We start from the raw sequence: 17922 nt of genomic DNA, 5'->3' as shown, positions 1-17922 counted from the left end.
CGTGCCTGTTCAATTCCCCCTCAAGCTGGTCGGCTGCCGCATGCTGGCCCCGACCGTCGGCCACTACCAGTTCGTGCGTGACGATGGACAGCCGCTGGACTTCCAGCCCGGCCAGTTCATCCAGGTCCATTTCAGCTACGCCGACGGCACCGAAACCAAGCGCAGCTACTCGCTGGCGACCATCCACGACCACGCGCTGGGCCCAGGCGAGGCGGTGGACATCGCGGTCAGTTTCGTGCCCGGTGGCGCCGCCACGGCCCTGTTCGAGGCACTGGAGCAGGGCAGCCAGGTCAGCGCGTCCGGCCCGTACGGCCGATTCTGCCTGAACCCAGGCGACCACAACGCCCGCTACCTGCTGATCGCCACCGGCACCGGCGTCACCCCGTACCGCTCGATGCTGCCGCTGCTGGAAACGGCCATGGCCGAGCGCGGCGTACAGATCGTGCTGCTGCAGGGCGCGCGCAGCCCGGGAGAGCTGCTGTACAGCGGAGATTTCTACAGCTTCGCCGAAAAGCACCCGAACTTCCGTTATGTTCCATGCCTGTCGCGGGAACTGCCGGCCGATGCTCACCCGGACGTGCAGCATGGCTACGTGCAGCAGGCGTTGGCCGCCTTCACGCCGGACCCGGCCACCGACATCGCCTACCTGTGCGGCAACCCGGACATGGTCGATGCCTGCGCCGAGCTGCTCAAGGCGGCTGGCCTGGGCAACCCGCAGATCCGCCGCGAGAAGTACGTCAGCAGCAAGTAGGCCAGGGTGGTGCCGGCCGCTGGCCGGCAACCTCCTGATGAACCGGAGGCGGCCTCATGCCGCCCCCGTAGCCTGCCTCAGTATGCGATCCAGGCATCCCGCCACGCAGAACCGGTGCCCGGACGGTAGGCCTCGGCATTGATGTTGCACCAGGCGCCTTCCGGGAACGGGCGGCATGCGTACAGCTTGCCGTCGGTGCCCTTCACGACGGTCTGGCCGGGGATGTAGCTGCCGAGACCGGCCGGGTACACGAAGTCGTAGTCGCCGGGCGGCGGATCGACCGGATCCGGATCCGGCACCCGGGTATCGAGCTGGAACAGGTGGCCCGGTGTCAGGTACACGCGGTTCTCGGTAGCCGATGCCACCGGCGTGATCACGCCATTCTTCAACACACCCACGCGGGCATGCTGTGCGCTGGCGTTGACCTTGCGGGCCAGCGCCAGCGGCCACTGGTTCGCAGCGGTCTGACCTGCGGCCAAGGTGATCTCCGGGCGTTCCAAGTCGTTGCCCTGGTCGTTGAAGACGCGCAGGGTCACGGTGGTGCCCACGTCCAGCGCACCGCGAGCCGTGACCGGGCCTGCATCCTGCCACTGCGGCGGTGGGGTCACGCCACCGCCCCCCTCGAAGCGCACGTCCGCGCAGGTATAGAACGCTTCACCGGAATCCGAGCGCTGCCAGGTGTTGTAGATGACGTGTTGGCCGCTACGCTTGGGCAGCGGGCAATCCAGCTTGTAGACGTCGCCGGAAACCGGCACGTTGCCCAGCGTGCAGAACGCTTCCAGGTCGGCCCAGCGCAACGGGCTGCCCGGCTGCCAACCGTCGCGGGTGACGTAGAACTTCCACTCGCGGGTGGCATGCGGGGCCGGCGCCTTGAACTCGAAGGTGTAACGCCCATGCGAATCGGCGCGGATCGGCGAGGTCGGCCAGTCACTGCGGTTCAGATCGAGGCCGCGGTACTTGCTGTTGCCGCCGCTGCACAACTCTCCATCTGGAACCACCGCTTGATGGTTGCCGTTGGCGTTGGCCTGGTTGACGCCGGCCCAGTCATAGAACGGCTGCGCACCCCCGACGTGTTTGGCGGCGGCGCAGGCCGGATTGGTCGGGTTTTCAGGATTTCCCTGGTAGCAGGAATAGACGCGGCTGGAGGGCTTGGACAGGGTGCCGTGGGCGAACGCGCTGCCTGAAGCGGCTACGCCGGCGATCACGGACAGCGCGAGGACGGCCCGCTGGGAAAGATGCATTGAGATTTCCTTTGGGTGGTGGAACCCCGCGAAGTCTCGGCATCCCGGCTGCCGGTATCCATCGGATTACTTTGAAAAACGCGTTGCGTTGTGTGGCGTGGGAGTGACTTCACACTCGCCTGCCAGCGCATCTCACACTTTGCAGGGAACGGTGCTCTGCCACCGTTCCTTGCACCCGGTCTCAGTACGCGATCCAGGCATCCCGCCAGGTAGCGCCGGTGCCAGGACGGTAGGCCTCTGCATTGACGTTGCACCAGGCGCCTTCCGGGAAGGGACGGCAGGCGTACAGCTTGCCGTCGGTGCCCTTCACCACGGTCTGGCCGGGCGTATAGCTGCCAAGACCGGCCGGGTACACATGGTCGAAATCACCGCCCGGCGACGGCGTGCCCGGGCCCGGCACCTTGGTGTCGAGCTGGAAGCGGTTGCCGTCCTTCAGGTACACACGGTTGGCGGTGGCCGATGCGGTGGGCGTGATCACGCCGTTGCTGAGCACACCCAGCCGCGCATGCTGTGCATCGGCATTGACCTTGCGTGCCAGCACCAGCGGCCACTGTGCCGGGGCTGTCTGGCCGCTGGCCAGGGTGGCCTCCACGCGCTCGACATCGTTGCCGTTGGCGTTGAACACGCGCAGCGCCAGCGTCGTGCCGACCGGCAGCTCACCGCGCGCAGTGACCGGGCCGGCATCCTGCCATTGCGGCGCTGGCGTGGTGCCGCCGCCCTGGAAGCGCACGTCCATGCAGGTGTAGAACGCTTCGGTCGAATCCGAGCGCTGCCAGGTGTTGTAGATCACGTGCTGGCCGCTGCGCTGCGGCAACGTGCACTGCAGCTTGTAGGTGCCATCGGCCGACAGCGGCGTATTGCCCAGCGTGCAGAATTCCTGCAGGTCGGCCCAGCGCAAGGGGCTGCCCGGCTGCCAGCCTTCGCGGGTGACGAAGAAGCGCCAGTCGCGCGTGGCATGCGGCGCGGTGGCCTTGAACACGAAGGTGAATCTGCCATTGGCATCAGGCTGGATCGGCGTGGTCTGCCAGTCGCTGCGGTCCACGTCCAGGCCGCGGAAGGTCGGGTTGTTGCCGCTGCACAGCTTGCCATCGGGCACCACCGCCTGGTGGTTGCCATTGGCGTTGGCCTGGTTGATGCCATTCCAGTCGTAGAACGCCTGCGAGCCGCCGATCGCCTTGGCGGCGGCACAGGCCGGGTTGGTCGGGTTCTCGGGATTGCCCTGGAAGCAGGCATAGACACGGCTGACCGGCGTGGTCATGGTGCCGTGGGCGGCTGCAGTGCCGGCCAGGCCGAGGCCTGCTGCGGCGAACGCGGTGGTCAGCAGCAACGGTGTGGTTCGGAATGACATGGCGCATCCTTGTGGTCGTCGAAAGGGAACGGTGACCGCAGGCGTTGCGCTGCGCGGCGGACTTGCGGCGGCACCACCGCGAGTATCGAGTCGTGGTGCGGGCGGCGGAACCCTGGAAATGCCGATCCGTGACTGTGCATGTGAAGCCTTTCCCGCAGGCTTCACGCGGTGCTGAACGGATGCGCCAGCGGTCACGCGATCGGCGTGCCATCGATCACGTCATGGAGGTGGCGCTACGTGGCGTTGATGCCGACCCGATCTGCCTGGCATGAGAAGCAGCCATGCGCTGCGTTGTGCAGCTGGACGAAGGCCACCGCTGGATCGGCGAAGATCGTGTCCAGCTGGGTGGCAACCTCGGAGCCGGCGCAGACCTGCGCACTGCGCATCAGCGCTGCGCGGTCGTAGGCACGCAACGAAATCATGCGGCGCTGCACATAAGGCGGCACTTCCCCGGCGGGCAGTACGCAACGGGTCACGCCGCGCTGCACGAAGATCGGGCCGGAGGCGCGATAGGGCGAGTGCAACGGCAGGTGCACATGGGACAGCAGGAGCAGTTCGCTGCCGCAGGGAGCATCGCTCAGGCTGATCCGGCAAGGGTGTCCTCCCGAATCGCCTGCCCAGCGGCGCTGGATTCCCAGTGCCGCCAGCGCGTTGTCACTCATCTCGAACAGGGGCAGGAAGGGGCGGTGGTCGATGCCACCGAGGTACCACGCGTGCATGGGCGTCTCCTGGGTTGTGCGCGGATTCTGCGCATGCGCCGGTCGTCCTGCTCGCCGTTTTCAGACCCGGCATCCCCCTCAAGCCGGGGAACACCACGGGAATCGCGCTGCAAGGCGCTAAGATGCGCGCGCCGCCCCGGCCGACGAGCGCTGCATGTCCCTGGATTTCCGCACCATCACCGTGCTTGGCTTCCTGCTCTGCATCGGCATTGCCGTGGGGTTCTCGCTGCTGCTGGTCGTGCTGCGCGGTCAGCCGGTGCTGCGCCAGTGGACCGCCAGCCTGTGGCTGCTGACCCTGGGCGTGACCCTGCTGGCGCTGCGCCCCTATCTGCCACTGGTGCCGGCCGTGCTGGCCGGCAATGCAGCGATGGCCGGCTGCGCGCTGATGATGCTGCGCGGCGTGGCGCTGCACCTGGAGCAGCCGTTGCCGCCGTGGCGGCCGTTGTTGATGACGGCCGCGTTCATGGCCTGCATCTTCGCCTTCCTGGTGCTGTGGCCGAACCTTGGCATGCGCCTGCAGGTATTCAGCGTGTTCGCGCTGGTTGTCGATGGCTGGATTGCATGGCTGCTGCTGCGCCATGCCCCGGCCCAGCAACGCACCAGTTGCCGGCTGGCCGCGGCGGTGTTCCTGGCCGAAGCCACCCTGTATGCCGTGCGCCTGTTCCTGCCGGTGGCCCCGGATGCCGGCGAGGACATCATGCGCACCGGTTCGCCGATGTTCGCCACCTATATCGCCGGAGTGATGCTGGAACTGGCGCGCTGCTTCGCGATGGTGCTGCTGCTGGTCGAGCGGATGCTGGTCGACCTGCGGCATGCGGCGCGCACCGACGGTCTGACCGGCCTGCTCAACCGCGGTGCCGTGCTGGCCGATGGCCAGGTGCGTCTGCAGAACCTGCGTCGACAAGGGCGGCCACTGGCGCTGCTGCTGGTGGATGTCGATCACTTCAAGCAGATCAATGACCGCTGGGGCCATCTGGCCGGTGACGAGGTACTGCGCCATTTCGCAGCGGTGCTGCAGCGCTGTGCACCGGGCCACGACGCCCTGCTGGGCCGTTACGGCGGTGAGGAGTTCGTGCTGGTGCTGGCCGGCAGCAGGCAGGACGACGCAATGGCAGGGGCCGAAGCGATCCGTGCCGCTCTGCAGCGGTGCCCGGCGCGCCTGGCCACCGGACCGGTGACGGTCACCGCCAGCATCGGCCTCGCCATGGACGAAGGCCAAGGCGACCTGTCCACGCTGCTGGCGGCGGCCGATGCGGCGCTGTACCGGGCCAAGGCGGAGGCCGCGATCGCCTGGCCTGCGCCGTAGCGGCCGGGAATCCGCCTCTGCCCATCGCCGCCGACGCGCTGCCCGTGTAAGTTGGGTCACATCTTCCGCGGCAGCCCGTCGTGGTCGGCAGGAACGTCCTCCAGGGGAAACACGCACGATGCAAAGACACCACCTCGCGCTGGCCGGAATGCTGGCCAGCCTGATGCTTGCCGGTTGCAGCCAAACGTCGTCTGTCGACGCGAAGGGCAGCACCGACGCGCCCAACCGCCGCTTCGGCACGATCGGCTTCCAGCCCTGCACCTTGTCCACCGTCGGCGCCAGCGCCAACGTGGAAGCCCAGTGCGCCACCCTGCAGGTGCCGGAGGATCGCGCCCATCCCGAAGGCCGCAGCATCGGCCTGCGCATCGCCTGGCTGGAATCCGGCGACGGCAGCAGCCAGCCCGATCCGGTGTTCTTCCTGGCCGGCGGCCCCGGCCAGGCCGCCAGCGAGGTGGCCGTCATCGTCGATAGCGCCCTGCGCCAGGTGCGCAAGCAACGCGACGTGTTCCTGATCGACCAGCGCGGCACCGGCGGCTCCAACCCGCTCAGCTGCCTGGGCGCCGACGGCAAGGAATTGCAGCTGGACGAAAACGAAGCGCCCTCCGAGGCCTCGCTGCGCGACTATGCCCAGCGATGCGCGGCTTCCCTGCAGGGGCGTGCGGACGCACGTTTCTACACCACCAGCGAAGCCATTGCTGATCTGGACGCAGTCCGCCAGGCCTTGGGTGTTGACCGGATCAATCTGATCGGTGCGTCCTACGGCACCCGCGTGGCCCAGCGCTATGCGGGTACCTATCCACAGCACACCCGCAGCATTGTCATCGATGGCGTGGTGCCGAATGAGCTGGTGGTGGGCGGCGATTTCGCCAGGACGTTCGAAAACGCGATCGCCCTGCAGTCGGCGCAGTGCCGCAAGGACGCTGCATGCAGCAAGCGCTTCCCGACCGATACCCGTGCGCAGCTGCGCAGCGTGGTCGAGACCCTGCGCCGTGCACCGGTTTCGGTCGAGTATCGCGATCCCGGCACCTACGACACCCGGGAAGATGTGCTGACACCGGACAGCGTGGTGGGCCTGGCTTTTGCGTTTTCCTACGTGCCCCAGTACGCCTCATTGCTGCCGCTGGTCCTTGATGAAGCCGCGCACGGCCGCTACGCGCCGCTCGCCTCGCTGGCGCGTGGTGCGAACCGCAGCATGGACTTCCAGATCAACCGCGGCATGCATTGGTCGGTGATCTGCAGCGAGGATGCGCCGCGCTACCATGCGCCGGCCGAGGATCCCGAGCGCCTGTTCGGCAACGACGTGGCAAGTTCCTTCTTCGCCGCCTGCCCGGCATGGCCGCACCGGCCGGCACCAGCCGCCAATGCCGTGCCGCTGCGCAGTGACGTACCGGCGCTGCTGCTCTCCGGTGAACTGGACCCGGTCACCCCGCCGCGCTACGCCGAGCAGGTACTGAAGGGCCTGCCCAACGGCCGAGCGCTGGTTGCCCGCGGGCAGGGCCACGGCACGCTCAACGCCGGCTGCATGCCGCGCCTGCTCGGCCAGTTCATCGACACCACCCAGGCCAAGGCGCTCGATGCCAGCTGCCTGGACACGCTGAGCTACGTGCCGGCGTTCACCTCGTTCAACGGATGGACTCCATGATCGTCGCCGACAACCTGCACAAGGCCTTCGATACCCGCACCGGCCGCATCCAGGCCGTGGCCAACGTCGGCTTCCGCGCCGCCGATGGCCAGATCACCGGCCTGCTGGGCCCCAACGGTGCCGGCAAGACCACCACCATGCGCATGCTGTACACGCTGATGACGCCCGACCAGGGCAGCATCAGCGTCGATGGCATCGATGCGGCACGCAATCCGGTGGACGTCCGCCGCCACCTGGGGGTGCTGCCCGATGCGCGCGGCGTGTACAAGCGCCTCACCGCACGCGAGAACATCGCCTACTTCGGCGAACTGCATGGCCTCTCGGCCCAGCACATCCGCGAGCGCATCGAAGTGCTGTCGCATGCACTGGACATGGGCGACATCCTCGATCGCCAGACCGATGGCTTCTCGCAGGGCCAGCGCACCAAGACCGCCATCGCCCGTGCACTGGTGCACGACCCGCGCAACGTCATCCTCGACGAACCTACCAACGGCCTGGACGTGATGACCACCCGCGCGCTGCGCCGGTTCCTGCTGGGGCTGCGCGAAGAAGGCCGCTGCGTGATCCTGTCCAGCCACATCATGCAGGAGGTGGGGGCGCTGTGCGACCACATCGTGATCATTGCCAAGGGCACGGTGATGGCCGCCGGCAGCGCCGATGAACTGCGCGCGCAGTCCGGTGAAACCAATCTGGAGGATGCGTTCGTGAAACTGATCGGCAGCGAAGAGGGCCTGCACGCATGAGCATGATGTCGACCCTGATGACGGTGATGCGCAAGGAGTTGCGTGACCTGTCGCGCGATCGCCGCACGCTGGCCCTGACCCTGCTGTTCGGGCCGCTGCTGTACCCGCTGTTGATCCTTGGCATGGGCAAGCTGTCCGAAAGCCGCGTGCGCACGCAGATCGAGCAGCCGTTGCAGATTCCCACCATCGGTGCCGAGCACGCGCCGAACCTGGTGCGCTTCCTGGCCGCGCAGGGCCTGAATGTCGCTGCGGCGCCGAAGGATCTGGCCGAGGCCATCCGCTCGCAGGACATCGACGTGGCGCTGCGCATCAGCCCGGACTTCGGCAAGGACTGGGCCGATGGCAAGCCGGCGCTGGTAGAGGTGATCCGCGACAGCACGCGGCGTGCCGCCGAGGTACCCACCGCGCGCCTGCAGGCGGCGTTGGCCACCTACAACGGGCAGGTGGGAGCGCTGCGGCTGATGGCACGGGGCATTGATGCCCAGGTTGCGCGGCCGCTGGACGTGGCCAGCCAGGACATGGCCAGTGCCGAAGCCAAGCGTGGCCTGATGCTGTCGGCGCTGCTGCCGATCCTGCTGACCCTCACCTCGTTCCTCGGCGGCGCCTACCTGGTGATGGACACCACCGCCGGCGAGCGTGAGCGTCAGTCGCTGGAGCCGCTGCTGGCCACGCCGGGATCGCGCAGCGCCATTGTCAGCGGCAAGATCGCCGCCGCCTGCATGGTTGGCTTCGCCTCGCTGCTGTTGACCCTGGCCGCGTTCAAGGTGAGCGCGCAGATTGCACCGGGCAATATCGGCCGCCAGCTCAACATGAACATCGTCGCCATGGTGCAGATGCTGCTGGTGATGTTGCCGATGCTGCTGATCGGCACCTCGCTGCTGACGTTCCTGGCCGCAGCGGCCAAGAGCATGAAGGAAGCGCAGAGCCACATGACCTGGCTGATGCTGCTGCCGATGCTGCCGGGCTATGCGCTGATTGCCTACCCGGTGAAGAGCCAGCTGTGGCAGTACGCAGTGCCGTTCCTGTCGCAGAACCAGATGTTGCTGAAGGTGATCCGCCACGAGACCATCACCCCCTCGGTGTGGGCGATCTACCTCGGCGCCAGCCTTGGCCTGGCCGCTGTGCTGTGGTTCGCCGCCGTGCGCCGGTACCACAACGAACGCCTGGCGATCTCCGGCTGAAGGCCTGGTAGCGCCGGGCCCTACCCGGCGGATGTCGAACGAGGCCCGGTCTTCCCGGGCCTCGTTGTTTCCAGGACTGCGTTGCCTGCCAAGCGGCGCAACGCTGGGCGATCACCGGCGCCCATCGCACGTGCAGACAGCCGGAGCGTTGGACACCTCACCCCTCCCCATACCGCGCAGGCGTCACGCCCATCTCGCGCTTGAACACGGCGATGAAGGCGCTGGGCGTGTTGTACCCCATCGACAGCGCGACGCTGATCACCGGCTCGCCGGACAGCAGGCGCGGCAGCGCCAGCAGCACGCGCAGTCGTTGCCGCCATTGGCCCAGCGTCATGCCGGTTTCGGCCAGCCAGTGGCGGGCGAGGCTGCGGCTGGACAGACCGCTGCTGGCGGCCCAGTCGTCGATGCTGCGGCTGTCGCGCGGGGCGCGTGCCAGGGCGGCGGCGATCCGGCGCAGGCGTCGGTCGCGCGGCTGCGGCAGAGCGAGCGGAAGCGGCGTGCTGGCGGTGATCTCATCGGCGATCACGCCGGCCAGGCGCTCCTGCGCAGCCTCCAGCACCCGATGGGGCCATCGCAGTGCACGAGCCGTCGCGGCCTGCAGCAGCACACTGGGCTGGAAAATACGGGGCGTCGCTGGCAGTTCCACGCAGGCCGCAGTGCTGAAGTACAGGCTCCAGCCATCGAACTCCTCTGCCTCCACCAGTGCGTGGGGCATCAAGGGCGGTATCCATGCGACGTGCCCGGCAGGAAGCAGCCACTGCAGATCCCCCGCTTCGATGCGCAGCACGCCGTGGTGGGCACCCAGCAGCTGGCCGCGCACATGCCGGTGGCGTGCTGTGCGGCGCCGACCGGACGCGCGCAGTTGCGACGACAGCACCGCGGGACCATCGCCGGCGTCCGCCAGAGCGGGGTCGATCAACGCAGGAAGTGTCTTATCTGCCATATTCATTGGCAGTTATACGGCAGAAACGCCAGCTGGCGCGCGCCACACTGGGCTCCGATCCCACAGGAGCATCCTCCATGCAGCCACACGACATCCTCCCCGACCATCAGAACGACGTCCAGGTGAACGGCGTGACCGTGCGCAAGGGCAGTGTCGGGGCGTTCCTCGTCAGCGTCCGCGACTGGCAGGATCCTGCCGGCGATCCGGCCGCGCGCGCCACTGCCGAAGCGGATCTGCGTGCGCTGCTGCCGGGCCTGCATGCGCTGGGCCTGTTCCAAGTGCTGACAGCGCGCGATCCGGCACTGCAGCGGCTGATCGACGCGGCAGCCTGAAACGCACAAGGCCCGGACATGCCGGGCCTTGATCGAGCGTCGCCGGGCCAGGCCCGGCGCTACCACGGCGTGCCTCAGCCGTTGCCCGGCGCGAACACCAGGGTGCGGCGGGTGGTCACCGGCGCGCTGACGGGCTCGAAGCGCCAACGCTTCACGGCATTCAGGGCTTCACGGTCGAACACGCGGCTCGGCGTTGCGCGCAGCACGCGGGCGTTCACCACCGAGCCGTCGGTGCCAACGGTGATCTCCACCAGCACTTCACCGGAGGTGCCCGAACGCAGGGCTTCGCCCGGATAGCGCGGCGCCGGGGTGCTGACCGGACGCAGGGTGGGCGCGGCCGAAGCTGCGGCCTGGCGCGCCGCGCTGGCCTGCTGGGCGGCCGCCTGCTGCTGCTTCTGCTCGGCCTCGCGGCGGGCGGCGGCCTGGCGCTCGGCTTCCTGGCGCTCGCTGTCGCGGCGCGCGGCATCCTGCTGGGCGGCAATCTGCTTGGCGGCGTCGGCTTCCTTTGCGCGCTGCTCGGTCAGGCGTTGCTGCTCGGTCTGCTGCTTGCTGCGGTCCTCGGCGTCCTTCTTCGCCTTTTCGGCTTCAGCCTCGGTGCGCTTGGCCGCGTTCTGCACGCCCTTGGCCAGGCCGTCCTTCAGGCGCGGCAACGCTGGCGCAGAGGCGTCCACCTTCTCGATCAGTGCCACGAGGCGCTGCGCTTCGGTGTAGTCCTCGCGGCCCAGGTGCTGTTCGGCGGCGATCAGGGTATAGGGCAGCAGGTCAGTCAGCGCGCTCTTCACCGAGGCGTCGTCCGGGGTCTTGTCACGCAGGGCGAGGTAGTACTCGATGGCGTTGTCGCCGGCCGGTGCGTACATGCGGTTCTCGCGCAGCGCCTGGCTGGCCGACTCGCGCAGCTGCTCGGTGCCCATCGACTGCACCTTGGCAGCGACCACCGGTGCGGCGGGCGCCGTGGCGGCAGGCGCGGTGGCGGCAGCGGGTGCCGCGGGTTCTTCCTTGCCCGAGCAGGCGGCCAGTGCCAGTGCCAGGGCAACCGGCAGCCACCGGCGCGCGGCGGTGATCGTTGAAACGTGCGACATCCTGCTCCCCTCTAGAAGACGACGTGACGTAAATCATTGATACGCATGGCCGGGACCTGCAGTCCGGGCGCGGCAGGGTGACGTTTCCCGACGCCACCGCCGGCAACGGCGAGGGTGCAATCTAGCATCCCGGCCACCGCCGCGTACAAGGGGCGGTGGCCGGGACGGGCAACGGCGTCATGCCGCTGCTGGCAACGACATCAGTGGTCGTGCGACTTGTCGTGCGGCTTGCTGTGGCCGTTGGACATCAGCTTGTCGGTCCAGGCGATGCCGATCGCCGACAGGATGAACACGCAGTGGATGATGGTCTGCCACAGCACGCCTTCCTGGGTCATGGTCGTGCAGGTATCGACGCCAGCGTTGTAGAAACTGGTCGACGCCGACGACACTGCCGCTGCCCATTGTTCCGGCTTGCACAGTGGCAGTCCCTTCAGCGCGCTGGTGGCAATGAAGGTCTTCAACAGGTGGATCGAGGAGATGCCGATGATCGCCATCGCCAGCTTCACCTTCAGCACGCTCGCGTTGACGTGGCTCAGCCATTCCGGCTGGTCCGGGTGGCCTTCCAGGCGCAGGCGCGAGACGAAGGTCTCGTAGCCGCCGACGATCACCATCACCAGCAGGTTGGAGATCATCACCACGTCGATCAGGCCCAGCACGATCAGCATGATCTGCTGTTCGCCCATCGACACCGAATGGGACAGCAGGTGCCACAGTTCCTTGCCGAACAGGAACACGTAGACGCACTGGGCAAGGATCAAGCCCAGGTACAGCGGAAGCTGCAGCCAGCGCGAGGCGAAGATCAGCGAGGACAGCGGGGACAGGGGGCGGGGACTGTGGCTCATGCAGGACAGTGCGTTTCGGGGGAGCCGCGAGGTTACCGGCCCGCCATGACGGTGCCAACCCAACTCACGCACTAGACTTCAGGTTCCTTTCCGCACCCCGAGCCGACGCCATGATCGACCTGTATTACTGGCCTACCCCGAACGGCCACAAAGTGACCCTGCTGCTGGAGGAAACCGGCCTGGAGTACCGCATCCACCCGGTCAACATCGGTTCGGGCGACCAGTTCAAGCCGGAATTCCTCGCCATCTCGCCCAACAACAAGATGCCGGCCATTGTCGACCAGGCCCCGGCCGATGGCGGCGCCCCGCAGAGCGTGTTCGAATCCGGCGCCATCCTGCTGTACCTGGCCGAGAAGACCGGCCGGTTCCTGCCCAGTGACCCGCGCGGCCGTGTGACCACGCTGGAATGGCTGTTCTGGCAGATGGCTGGCCTGGGCCCGATGAGCGGCCAGATGGGCCACTTCAACGTGTACGCACCGGAGAAGATCCCGTACGCGATCGAGCGCTACGACAGCGAAGTGCGCCGCCTGCACGGGGTGATGGACAAGCGCCTGGCCCAGACCGCGTTCCTCGCCGGCGACGACTACACCATCGCCGACATGGCCAGCTACCCGTGGATCGGCGCCTACGACAAGCTGCCGGTGGATTTCACCGCGTTCCCGAACCTCAAGCGCTGGCATGAAGCGATTGCCGCACGCCCGGCCACGCAGCGCGCCTATGCCCTGCGCCAGCAGGTGAACCCGAATGCCGGCAAGCCGCTGAGCGACGAAGAGCGCAAGCACCTGTTCGGGAACCGCTGACCGCCCGGGGGTCGGATCCCTTTGCAGCGCAAAGGGCTCTGACCCCAGTACCCGGGCATGGGCAAAAGGTCATGCTGCCTTCCCGCACGGGCTTGGTTAGGATGGGGCACGACCGCCCCGCATCCAGCGCGGGGGCGGACCTGCCGTTTGCCGGGATCCTCCATGCGCCACCTGTTCGCCTCGCTCGCCCTCATGCTCGCCACCAGTACCGCCGCCCACGCTGAAAAGCTGACCCTGGAAGCCATCACCGGCCCGCTGCCGTTGTCCGGCCCGACCCTGATGAAGCCGAAGGTGGCGCCGGACGGTTCGCAGGTCAGTTTCCTGCGCGGCAAGGACAGCGACCGCAACCAGCTGGACCTGTGGACCTACGACATCGGCAGCGGCCAGACCCGGCTGCTGGTCGATTCCAAGGTGGTGCTGCCCGGCACCGAGACTCTCAGCGACGAAGAGAAAGCCCGCCGCGAACGCCAGCGCATCGCCGCGATGACCGGCATCGTCGATTACCAGTGGTCGCCGGACGCGCAGCGCCTGCTGTTCCCGCTGGGTGGCGAGCTGTACCTGTACGACCTCAAGCAGCAGGGCCAGGCCGCGGTGCGCCAGCTGACCCACGGTGAAGGCTTCGCCACCGACGCCAAGCTGTCGCCCAAGGGCGGCTTCGTCAGCTTCATCCGCGGCCGCAACCTGTGGGTGATCGATCTGGCCAGCGGCAAGCAGCTGCAGCTGACCCGCGACGGCAGCACCACCATCGGCAACGGCGTGGCCGAATTCGTCGCTGACGAGGAAATGGACCGCCACACCGGTTACTGGTGGGCACCGGATGATTCGGCCATTGCCTTTGCCCGCATCGACGAATCGCCGGTGCCGGTACAGAAGCGCTACGAGGTCTATGCCGACCGCACCGACGTGATCGAGCAGCGTTACCCGGCCGCCGGTGATGCCAACGTGCGCGTGCAGCTGGGCGTGATCGCACCGGCCGCCGATGCGCAGCCGCGCTGGGTCGACCTCGGCAAGGAACAGGATATCTACCTGGCGCGCGTCGATTGGCGCGATGCGCAGCACCTGAGTTTCCAGCGCCAGTCGCGTGACCAGAAACAGCTGGACCTGGTGGAAGTGGCGCTCGACTCCAACCGCCAGCGCGTGCTCGCCCATGAGACCAGCCCGACCTGGGTGCCGCTGCACAACAGCCTGCGCTTCCTGGAAGACGGCAGCGTGTTGTGGTCGTCCGAGCGTACCGGCTTCCAGCACCTGTACCGCATCGACAGCAAGGGCAAGGCCACTGCACTGACCCACGGCAACTGGCCGGTGGACGAACTGCTGGCGGTCGATGAGAAGGCCGGCAAGGCCTACTTCCGCGCTGGCATCGAAACCTCGCGCGAAAGCCAGATCTACGCGGTGTCGCTGCAGGGCGGCGAGCCCCAGCGCCTGTCGAAGGCGCCGGGCATGCACAGCGCCAGCTTCGCACGCAACGCCAGCGTCTATGTCGACAGCTGGTCCAACAGCAGCACCCCGCCGCAGATCGAACTGTTCCGCGCCAATGGCGAAAAGATCGCCACCCTGCTGGAGAACGATCTGGCCGATCCCAAGCATCCGTATGCGCGTTACCGCGACGCGCAGCGTCCGATCGAGTTCGGCACGCTCACCGCTGCTGACGGCAAGACCGCGCTGAACTACAGCATCATCAAGCCGGCCGGCTTTGATCCGTCCAAGCGCTACCCGGTGGCGGTGTATGTCTACGGCGGGCCGGCCAGCCAGACCGTCACCGACAGTTGGCCCGGCCGTGGCGACCACCTGTTCAACCAGTACCTGGCCCAGCAGGGCTACGTGGTGTTCTCGCTGGACAACCGCGGCACCCCGCGTCGTGGCCGCGACTTCGGCGGCGCGCTGTACGGCAGGCAGGGTACGGTGGAAGTGACCGACCAGCTGCGTGGCGTGGCGTGGCTGAAGCAGCAGCCGTGGGTGGATCCGGCGCGCATCGGCGTGCAGGGCTGGTCGAACGGCGGCTACATGACCCTGATGCTGCTGGCCAAGGCCTCCGACAGCTATGCCTGTGGCGTGGCCGGTGCACCGGTGACCGACTGGGGCCTGTACGACAGCCACTACACCGAGCGCTACATGGACCTGCCGGTGCGCAATGAAACCGGGTACCGCGAAGCGCGCGTGCTGACCCATATCGACGGCCTGCGCTCGCCGCTGCTGCTGATCCATGGCATGGCCGACGACAACGTGCTGTTCACCAATTCGACCAGCCTGATGAGCGCGCTGCAGAAGCGCGGACAGCCGTTCGAACTGATGACCTACCCGGGTGCCAAGCATGGCCTGTCCGGCGCCGATGCCCTGCATCGCTACCGCGTGGCCGAAGCCTTCCTGGGACGCTGCCTGAAGCCCTGATCCTCTGCCGGGAAGGAGCCCGCCGATGACCCTGCCACCGCCGATCCCCAGCCACGATCCGCCGTCCACCGGTTGGTGGCGCCGCCACTGGCGCTGGGCGATGCCGCTGACAGTGGTGCTGGTGCTGGGTGGGGCAGGGGGCGTGGTGGCCTGGAGCGTGCTGCGCTGGAGCGAGGCGGCGCGCGAGAGCCCGCCGATGCGTGAAGCACTGCGCCGCGCCGGCTGCAGCATCGAACTGGTGGAAGCGTTCGGCGAACCACTGCATGCCGAATCGATGCCGCTGGGCAGCATGCAGACCGCGATCAACGGCCAGCGCGACGTCGGCCTGACCGTGGCGCTGGAGGGCCCGCATGCACGCGGCCGCTTGTTCGTGAAGGGCACCCGCAGTGACGACGTCTGGGATTACCCGGTGATGTACGTGCTGGCCGAGGACAAGCAGACTTTCGACCTGACCGCGCTGGATGACGATGAGGCTGCGCACGAATGCGCGCTGCAGGCGTGCCGCGATCGCGGCGAATGCCCGCTGGCCGCCGCGTTGTGACCTCCGAGGGCAAGGCGACGGGGTAGAGTCGACTGTTAGTCGACTGCTCTTCGATCAGATAGCAGAAATCCCGCGCTGCGCGCGATGGTCGACTGACAGTCGACTCCACACCCCCCAGGTTTTCGCGGAGCCCGTCCGCACTACCCGGTCGCCATGACTTCCCGCCGATTGTCGCCATCGCTGTGAGCGCGTAGGGTGCGGTCAACCCTGTCCTGGAGTGCACCATGAAGCCGATTGCGTTGGCCGTTGCCCTGGCGCTGAGCGCCGCCCCGCTGCTGTCCGCACCGCCGGCGCTGGCCGCACCCGCCGCCAAGGCCGTCACCCCGGCCAGCCCGGCCTGGGTCGCCCGCAGCAATGCGCTGGCGCAGATCCTGCTCGATGCCCAGGGCCCGTTCCAGCCGGAAGAAACCGGCTTCTTCGGCGTGCCCGGCTACGACGACAAGGTGGCCGATCTCGGCCCGGACAACGGCAAGCGCTACCGCGCGGCGATGGCCAAGGCCCGCGACGAACTGAAGGCGAAGCTGGCGACCGAGAAGGATCCCAACGTCCGCCAGGACCTGGAGATCATGATCCACGCCGCCAACCAGAACATTGAAGGCAGCGAGCTCAACGAGAAGTACCTGCTGCCGTGGAGCGACGCGCCGCAGACCGTATTCAGTGGCCTGAACCTGCTGCTATCCGACCAGGTGCCGGCCGAGCGCCGCGCCAAGGCGATCGATCGCCTCAAGGCCTATGCCGGCCTGCAGCCGGGCGGCACCGCCTTCACCACGCTGGCCCGCCAGCGCTACGAAGAGCGGCTCAAGGACAGCAGCCTGCTGCAGCCGACGAAGATCGAAGTGCAGCAGTCGCTGGACAACGTCGAGACCTACATCACCGGCATCGAGTCGCTGCTGAAGAAGTACCAGATCGCCGGCGCCGATGAGGCGATGAAGACGCTGGCCGGGCAGATGAAGGACTACGCCGCCTGGACGCGCACGACCGTGCTGCCGAAGGCACGTGCCGATGCACGCCTTCCGGCGCCGCTGTACGCCTACCAGCTCAAGCAGGTCGGTATCGACATCGACCCGAAGCTGCTGATGCAGCGCGCGCAGCTGGAGTTCATGGAAACCCGCTCGGCGATGCAACAGCTGGCGCCGCTGGTGGTGAAGGACAAGGGCCTGAAGGTGGCCGACCCGAGCGACCCGGTGGCGGTGATCCGCGCGCTGAAGGCCGACAAGATCGCCGACGACCAGCTGGAAGGCCACTACCGCAAGGTGATCGATGCGATCGATCCGCTGATCCGCGAGCACGCCATCGTCGACGTGCCCAAGCGCGCCATGCAGATGCGCCTGGGCTCGGCGGCCGAGAGCGCGGCCAGCCCGGCCCCGCACTTCCTGCCGGCGCCGCTGGTCAACAACACCGGGCAGCAGGGCACCTTCGTGCTGCCGCTGGGCAACCCGGCCGCCGGCCCGGGCGCGCAGTACGACGATTTCAACTTCGGCGCGGCGGCGTGGACGCTGAGCGCGCATGAAGGCCGCCCCGGCCACGAGCTGCAGTTCACCGCCATGGTCGAGCGCGGCGTGTCGCTGGCGCGCACCATGTTCGCGTTCAATTCGGTGAACGTGGAAGGCTGGGCGCTGTATGCCGAAGCCGAGATGGTGCCGTACGAGCCGCTGGACGGGCAGATGATCGCGCTGCAGTTCCGCCTGCTGCGAGCCGCGCGCGCCATGCTCGACCCGATGCTCAACCTCGGCCTGACCGACCGTGCCAACGGCGAGCGCGTGCTGATGGAGCAGGTCGGCCTGTCCAAGGCGATGGCCACCCAGGAGCTGGACCGCTACATGGTGCGCATGCCGGGTCAGGCGGGCAGCTACTTCTACGGCTACACCCGTATCCTGGAACTGCGCATGCAGACCGAGCTGGCGCTGGGCGCGAAGTTCGACCGCCTGGCGTTCAACAACTTCCTGCTCGACCAGGGCCTGCTGCCGCCGGACCAGCTGGCCGACGCGGTGAACAAGGTGTTCGTGCCGAAGTACAAGTGATGCCTGCGCCGGGGTCGGATTCCTTTCCGCGGGAAAGGGCTCTGA

At 67.7% G+C, this 17922-nt stretch carries 16 protein-coding genes; 10 read left to right on the top strand and 6 right to left on the bottom strand.

Annotated features, from left to right (window positions below):
- Position 1 precedes the first annotated feature (1 nt).
- Positions 2–751 carry a ferredoxin--NADP reductase gene (locus QP512_RS19455; RefSeq protein ID WP_286070319.1) on the top strand — a complete coding sequence of 250 codons (750 nt, stop codon included), beginning with the start codon at positions 2–4 and terminating at the stop codon, positions 749–751.
- A 77-nt stretch (positions 752–828) separates the two neighbouring features.
- On the opposite strand, the gene QP512_RS19450 is transcribed toward QP512_RS19455, so the two are convergent.
- The 3 genes from QP512_RS19450 to QP512_RS19440 all read right to left on the bottom strand — a co-directional run bounded on the left by QP512_RS19450 (position 829) and on the right by QP512_RS19440 (position 4059).
- Positions 829–1992, bottom strand: coding sequence for a lytic polysaccharide monooxygenase (locus tag QP512_RS19450; protein WP_286070318.1), 1164 nt, complete (start codon positions 1990–1992; stop codon positions 829–831).
- Positions 1993–2173: 181 nt separating this feature from the next.
- Entirely contained in the window at positions 2174–3340 is a 1167-nt protein-coding gene (locus QP512_RS19445) for a lytic polysaccharide monooxygenase (protein ID WP_286070317.1), read from the bottom strand.
- Between the two features lie 233 nt (positions 3341–3573).
- Positions 3574–4059, bottom strand: a complete 486-nt coding sequence (locus tag QP512_RS19440; RefSeq protein WP_058979107.1) for a DUF1203 domain-containing protein — start codon at positions 4057–4059, stop codon at positions 3574–3576.
- Between the two features lie 154 nt (positions 4060–4213).
- Here QP512_RS19440 and QP512_RS19435 point away from each other — a divergent pair, with 154 nt between their 5' ends.
- The 4 genes from QP512_RS19435 to QP512_RS19420 all read left to right on the top strand — a co-directional run bounded on the left by QP512_RS19435 (position 4214) and on the right by QP512_RS19420 (position 8931).
- Positions 4214–5365 carry a GGDEF domain-containing protein gene (locus QP512_RS19435; RefSeq protein ID WP_286070316.1) on the top strand — a complete coding sequence of 384 codons (1152 nt, stop codon included), beginning with the start codon at positions 4214–4216 and terminating at the stop codon, positions 5363–5365.
- A gap of 118 nt (positions 5366–5483) precedes the next feature.
- A complete protein-coding gene (locus QP512_RS19430) occupies positions 5484–7007 on the top strand; it encodes an alpha/beta fold hydrolase (protein ID WP_286070315.1) in 1524 nt (507 codons plus the stop codon).
- The gene (locus QP512_RS19425; protein WP_286070314.1) at positions 7004–7750 is read left to right on the top strand and encodes an ATP-binding cassette domain-containing protein; all 747 of its coding nucleotides are present in this window, start codon (positions 7004–7006) and stop codon (positions 7748–7750) included. Before QP512_RS19430 ends, QP512_RS19425 begins: the two co-directional genes overlap by 4 nt.
- Entirely contained in the window at positions 7747–8931 is a 1185-nt protein-coding gene (locus tag QP512_RS19420; RefSeq protein ID WP_286070313.1) for an ABC transporter permease, read from the top strand. Before QP512_RS19425 ends, QP512_RS19420 begins: the two co-directional genes overlap by 4 nt.
- 157 nt (positions 8932–9088) lie before the next feature.
- On the opposite strand, the gene QP512_RS19415 is transcribed toward QP512_RS19420, so the two are convergent.
- On the bottom strand, positions 9089–9874 hold the full coding sequence (locus tag QP512_RS19415) for a helix-turn-helix transcriptional regulator (RefSeq protein WP_286072072.1): 786 nt from the start codon (positions 9872–9874) through the stop codon (positions 9089–9091).
- Positions 9875–9951: 77 nt separating this feature from the next.
- On the opposite strand from QP512_RS19415, the gene QP512_RS19410 reads away from it, so the two are divergent.
- The gene (locus QP512_RS19410; protein WP_286070312.1) at positions 9952–10206 is read left to right on the top strand and encodes a hypothetical protein; all 255 of its coding nucleotides are present in this window, start codon (positions 9952–9954) and stop codon (positions 10204–10206) included.
- Positions 10207–10280: 74 nt separating this feature from the next.
- On the opposite strand, the gene QP512_RS19405 is transcribed toward QP512_RS19410, so the two are convergent.
- Together QP512_RS19405 and QP512_RS19400 are read right to left on the bottom strand one after the other, a co-directional pair.
- On the bottom strand, positions 10281–11285 hold the full coding sequence (locus tag QP512_RS19405; protein WP_286070311.1) for an energy transducer TonB: 1005 nt from the start codon (positions 11283–11285) through the stop codon (positions 10281–10283).
- Between the two features lie 200 nt (positions 11286–11485).
- The gene (locus QP512_RS19400) at positions 11486–12127 is read right to left on the bottom strand and encodes a TIGR00645 family protein (RefSeq protein WP_286070310.1); all 642 of its coding nucleotides are present in this window, start codon (positions 12125–12127) and stop codon (positions 11486–11488) included.
- Between the two features lie 110 nt (positions 12128–12237).
- On the opposite strand from QP512_RS19400, the gene QP512_RS19395 reads away from it, so the two are divergent.
- The 4 genes from QP512_RS19395 to QP512_RS19380 all read left to right on the top strand — a co-directional run bounded on the left by QP512_RS19395 (position 12238) and on the right by QP512_RS19380 (position 17877).
- Positions 12238–12927, top strand: a complete 690-nt coding sequence (locus tag QP512_RS19395; protein ID WP_286070309.1) for a glutathione binding-like protein — start codon at positions 12238–12240, stop codon at positions 12925–12927.
- A 162-nt stretch (positions 12928–13089) separates the two neighbouring features.
- The gene (locus tag QP512_RS19390; protein ID WP_286070308.1) at positions 13090–15315 is read left to right on the top strand and encodes a S9 family peptidase; all 2226 of its coding nucleotides are present in this window, start codon (positions 13090–13092) and stop codon (positions 15313–15315) included.
- Positions 15316–15340: 25 nt separating this feature from the next.
- The gene (locus QP512_RS19385; RefSeq protein ID WP_286070307.1) at positions 15341–15856 is read left to right on the top strand and encodes a cytochrome c oxidase assembly factor Coa1 family protein; all 516 of its coding nucleotides are present in this window, start codon (positions 15341–15343) and stop codon (positions 15854–15856) included.
- A gap of 224 nt (positions 15857–16080) precedes the next feature.
- Entirely contained in the window at positions 16081–17877 is a 1797-nt protein-coding gene (locus tag QP512_RS19380; RefSeq protein WP_286070306.1) for a DUF885 domain-containing protein, read from the top strand.
- Positions 17878–17922: the final 45 nt, after the last annotated feature.

The organism is Stenotrophomonas sp. 57, from assembly GCF_030291075.1.
Taxonomy (GTDB): domain Bacteria; phylum Pseudomonadota; class Gammaproteobacteria; order Xanthomonadales; family Xanthomonadaceae; genus Stenotrophomonas.
The sequence above is the reverse complement of the archived record's forward strand: the minus strand, read 5'-3'. Positions and strand labels throughout refer to the sequence as shown.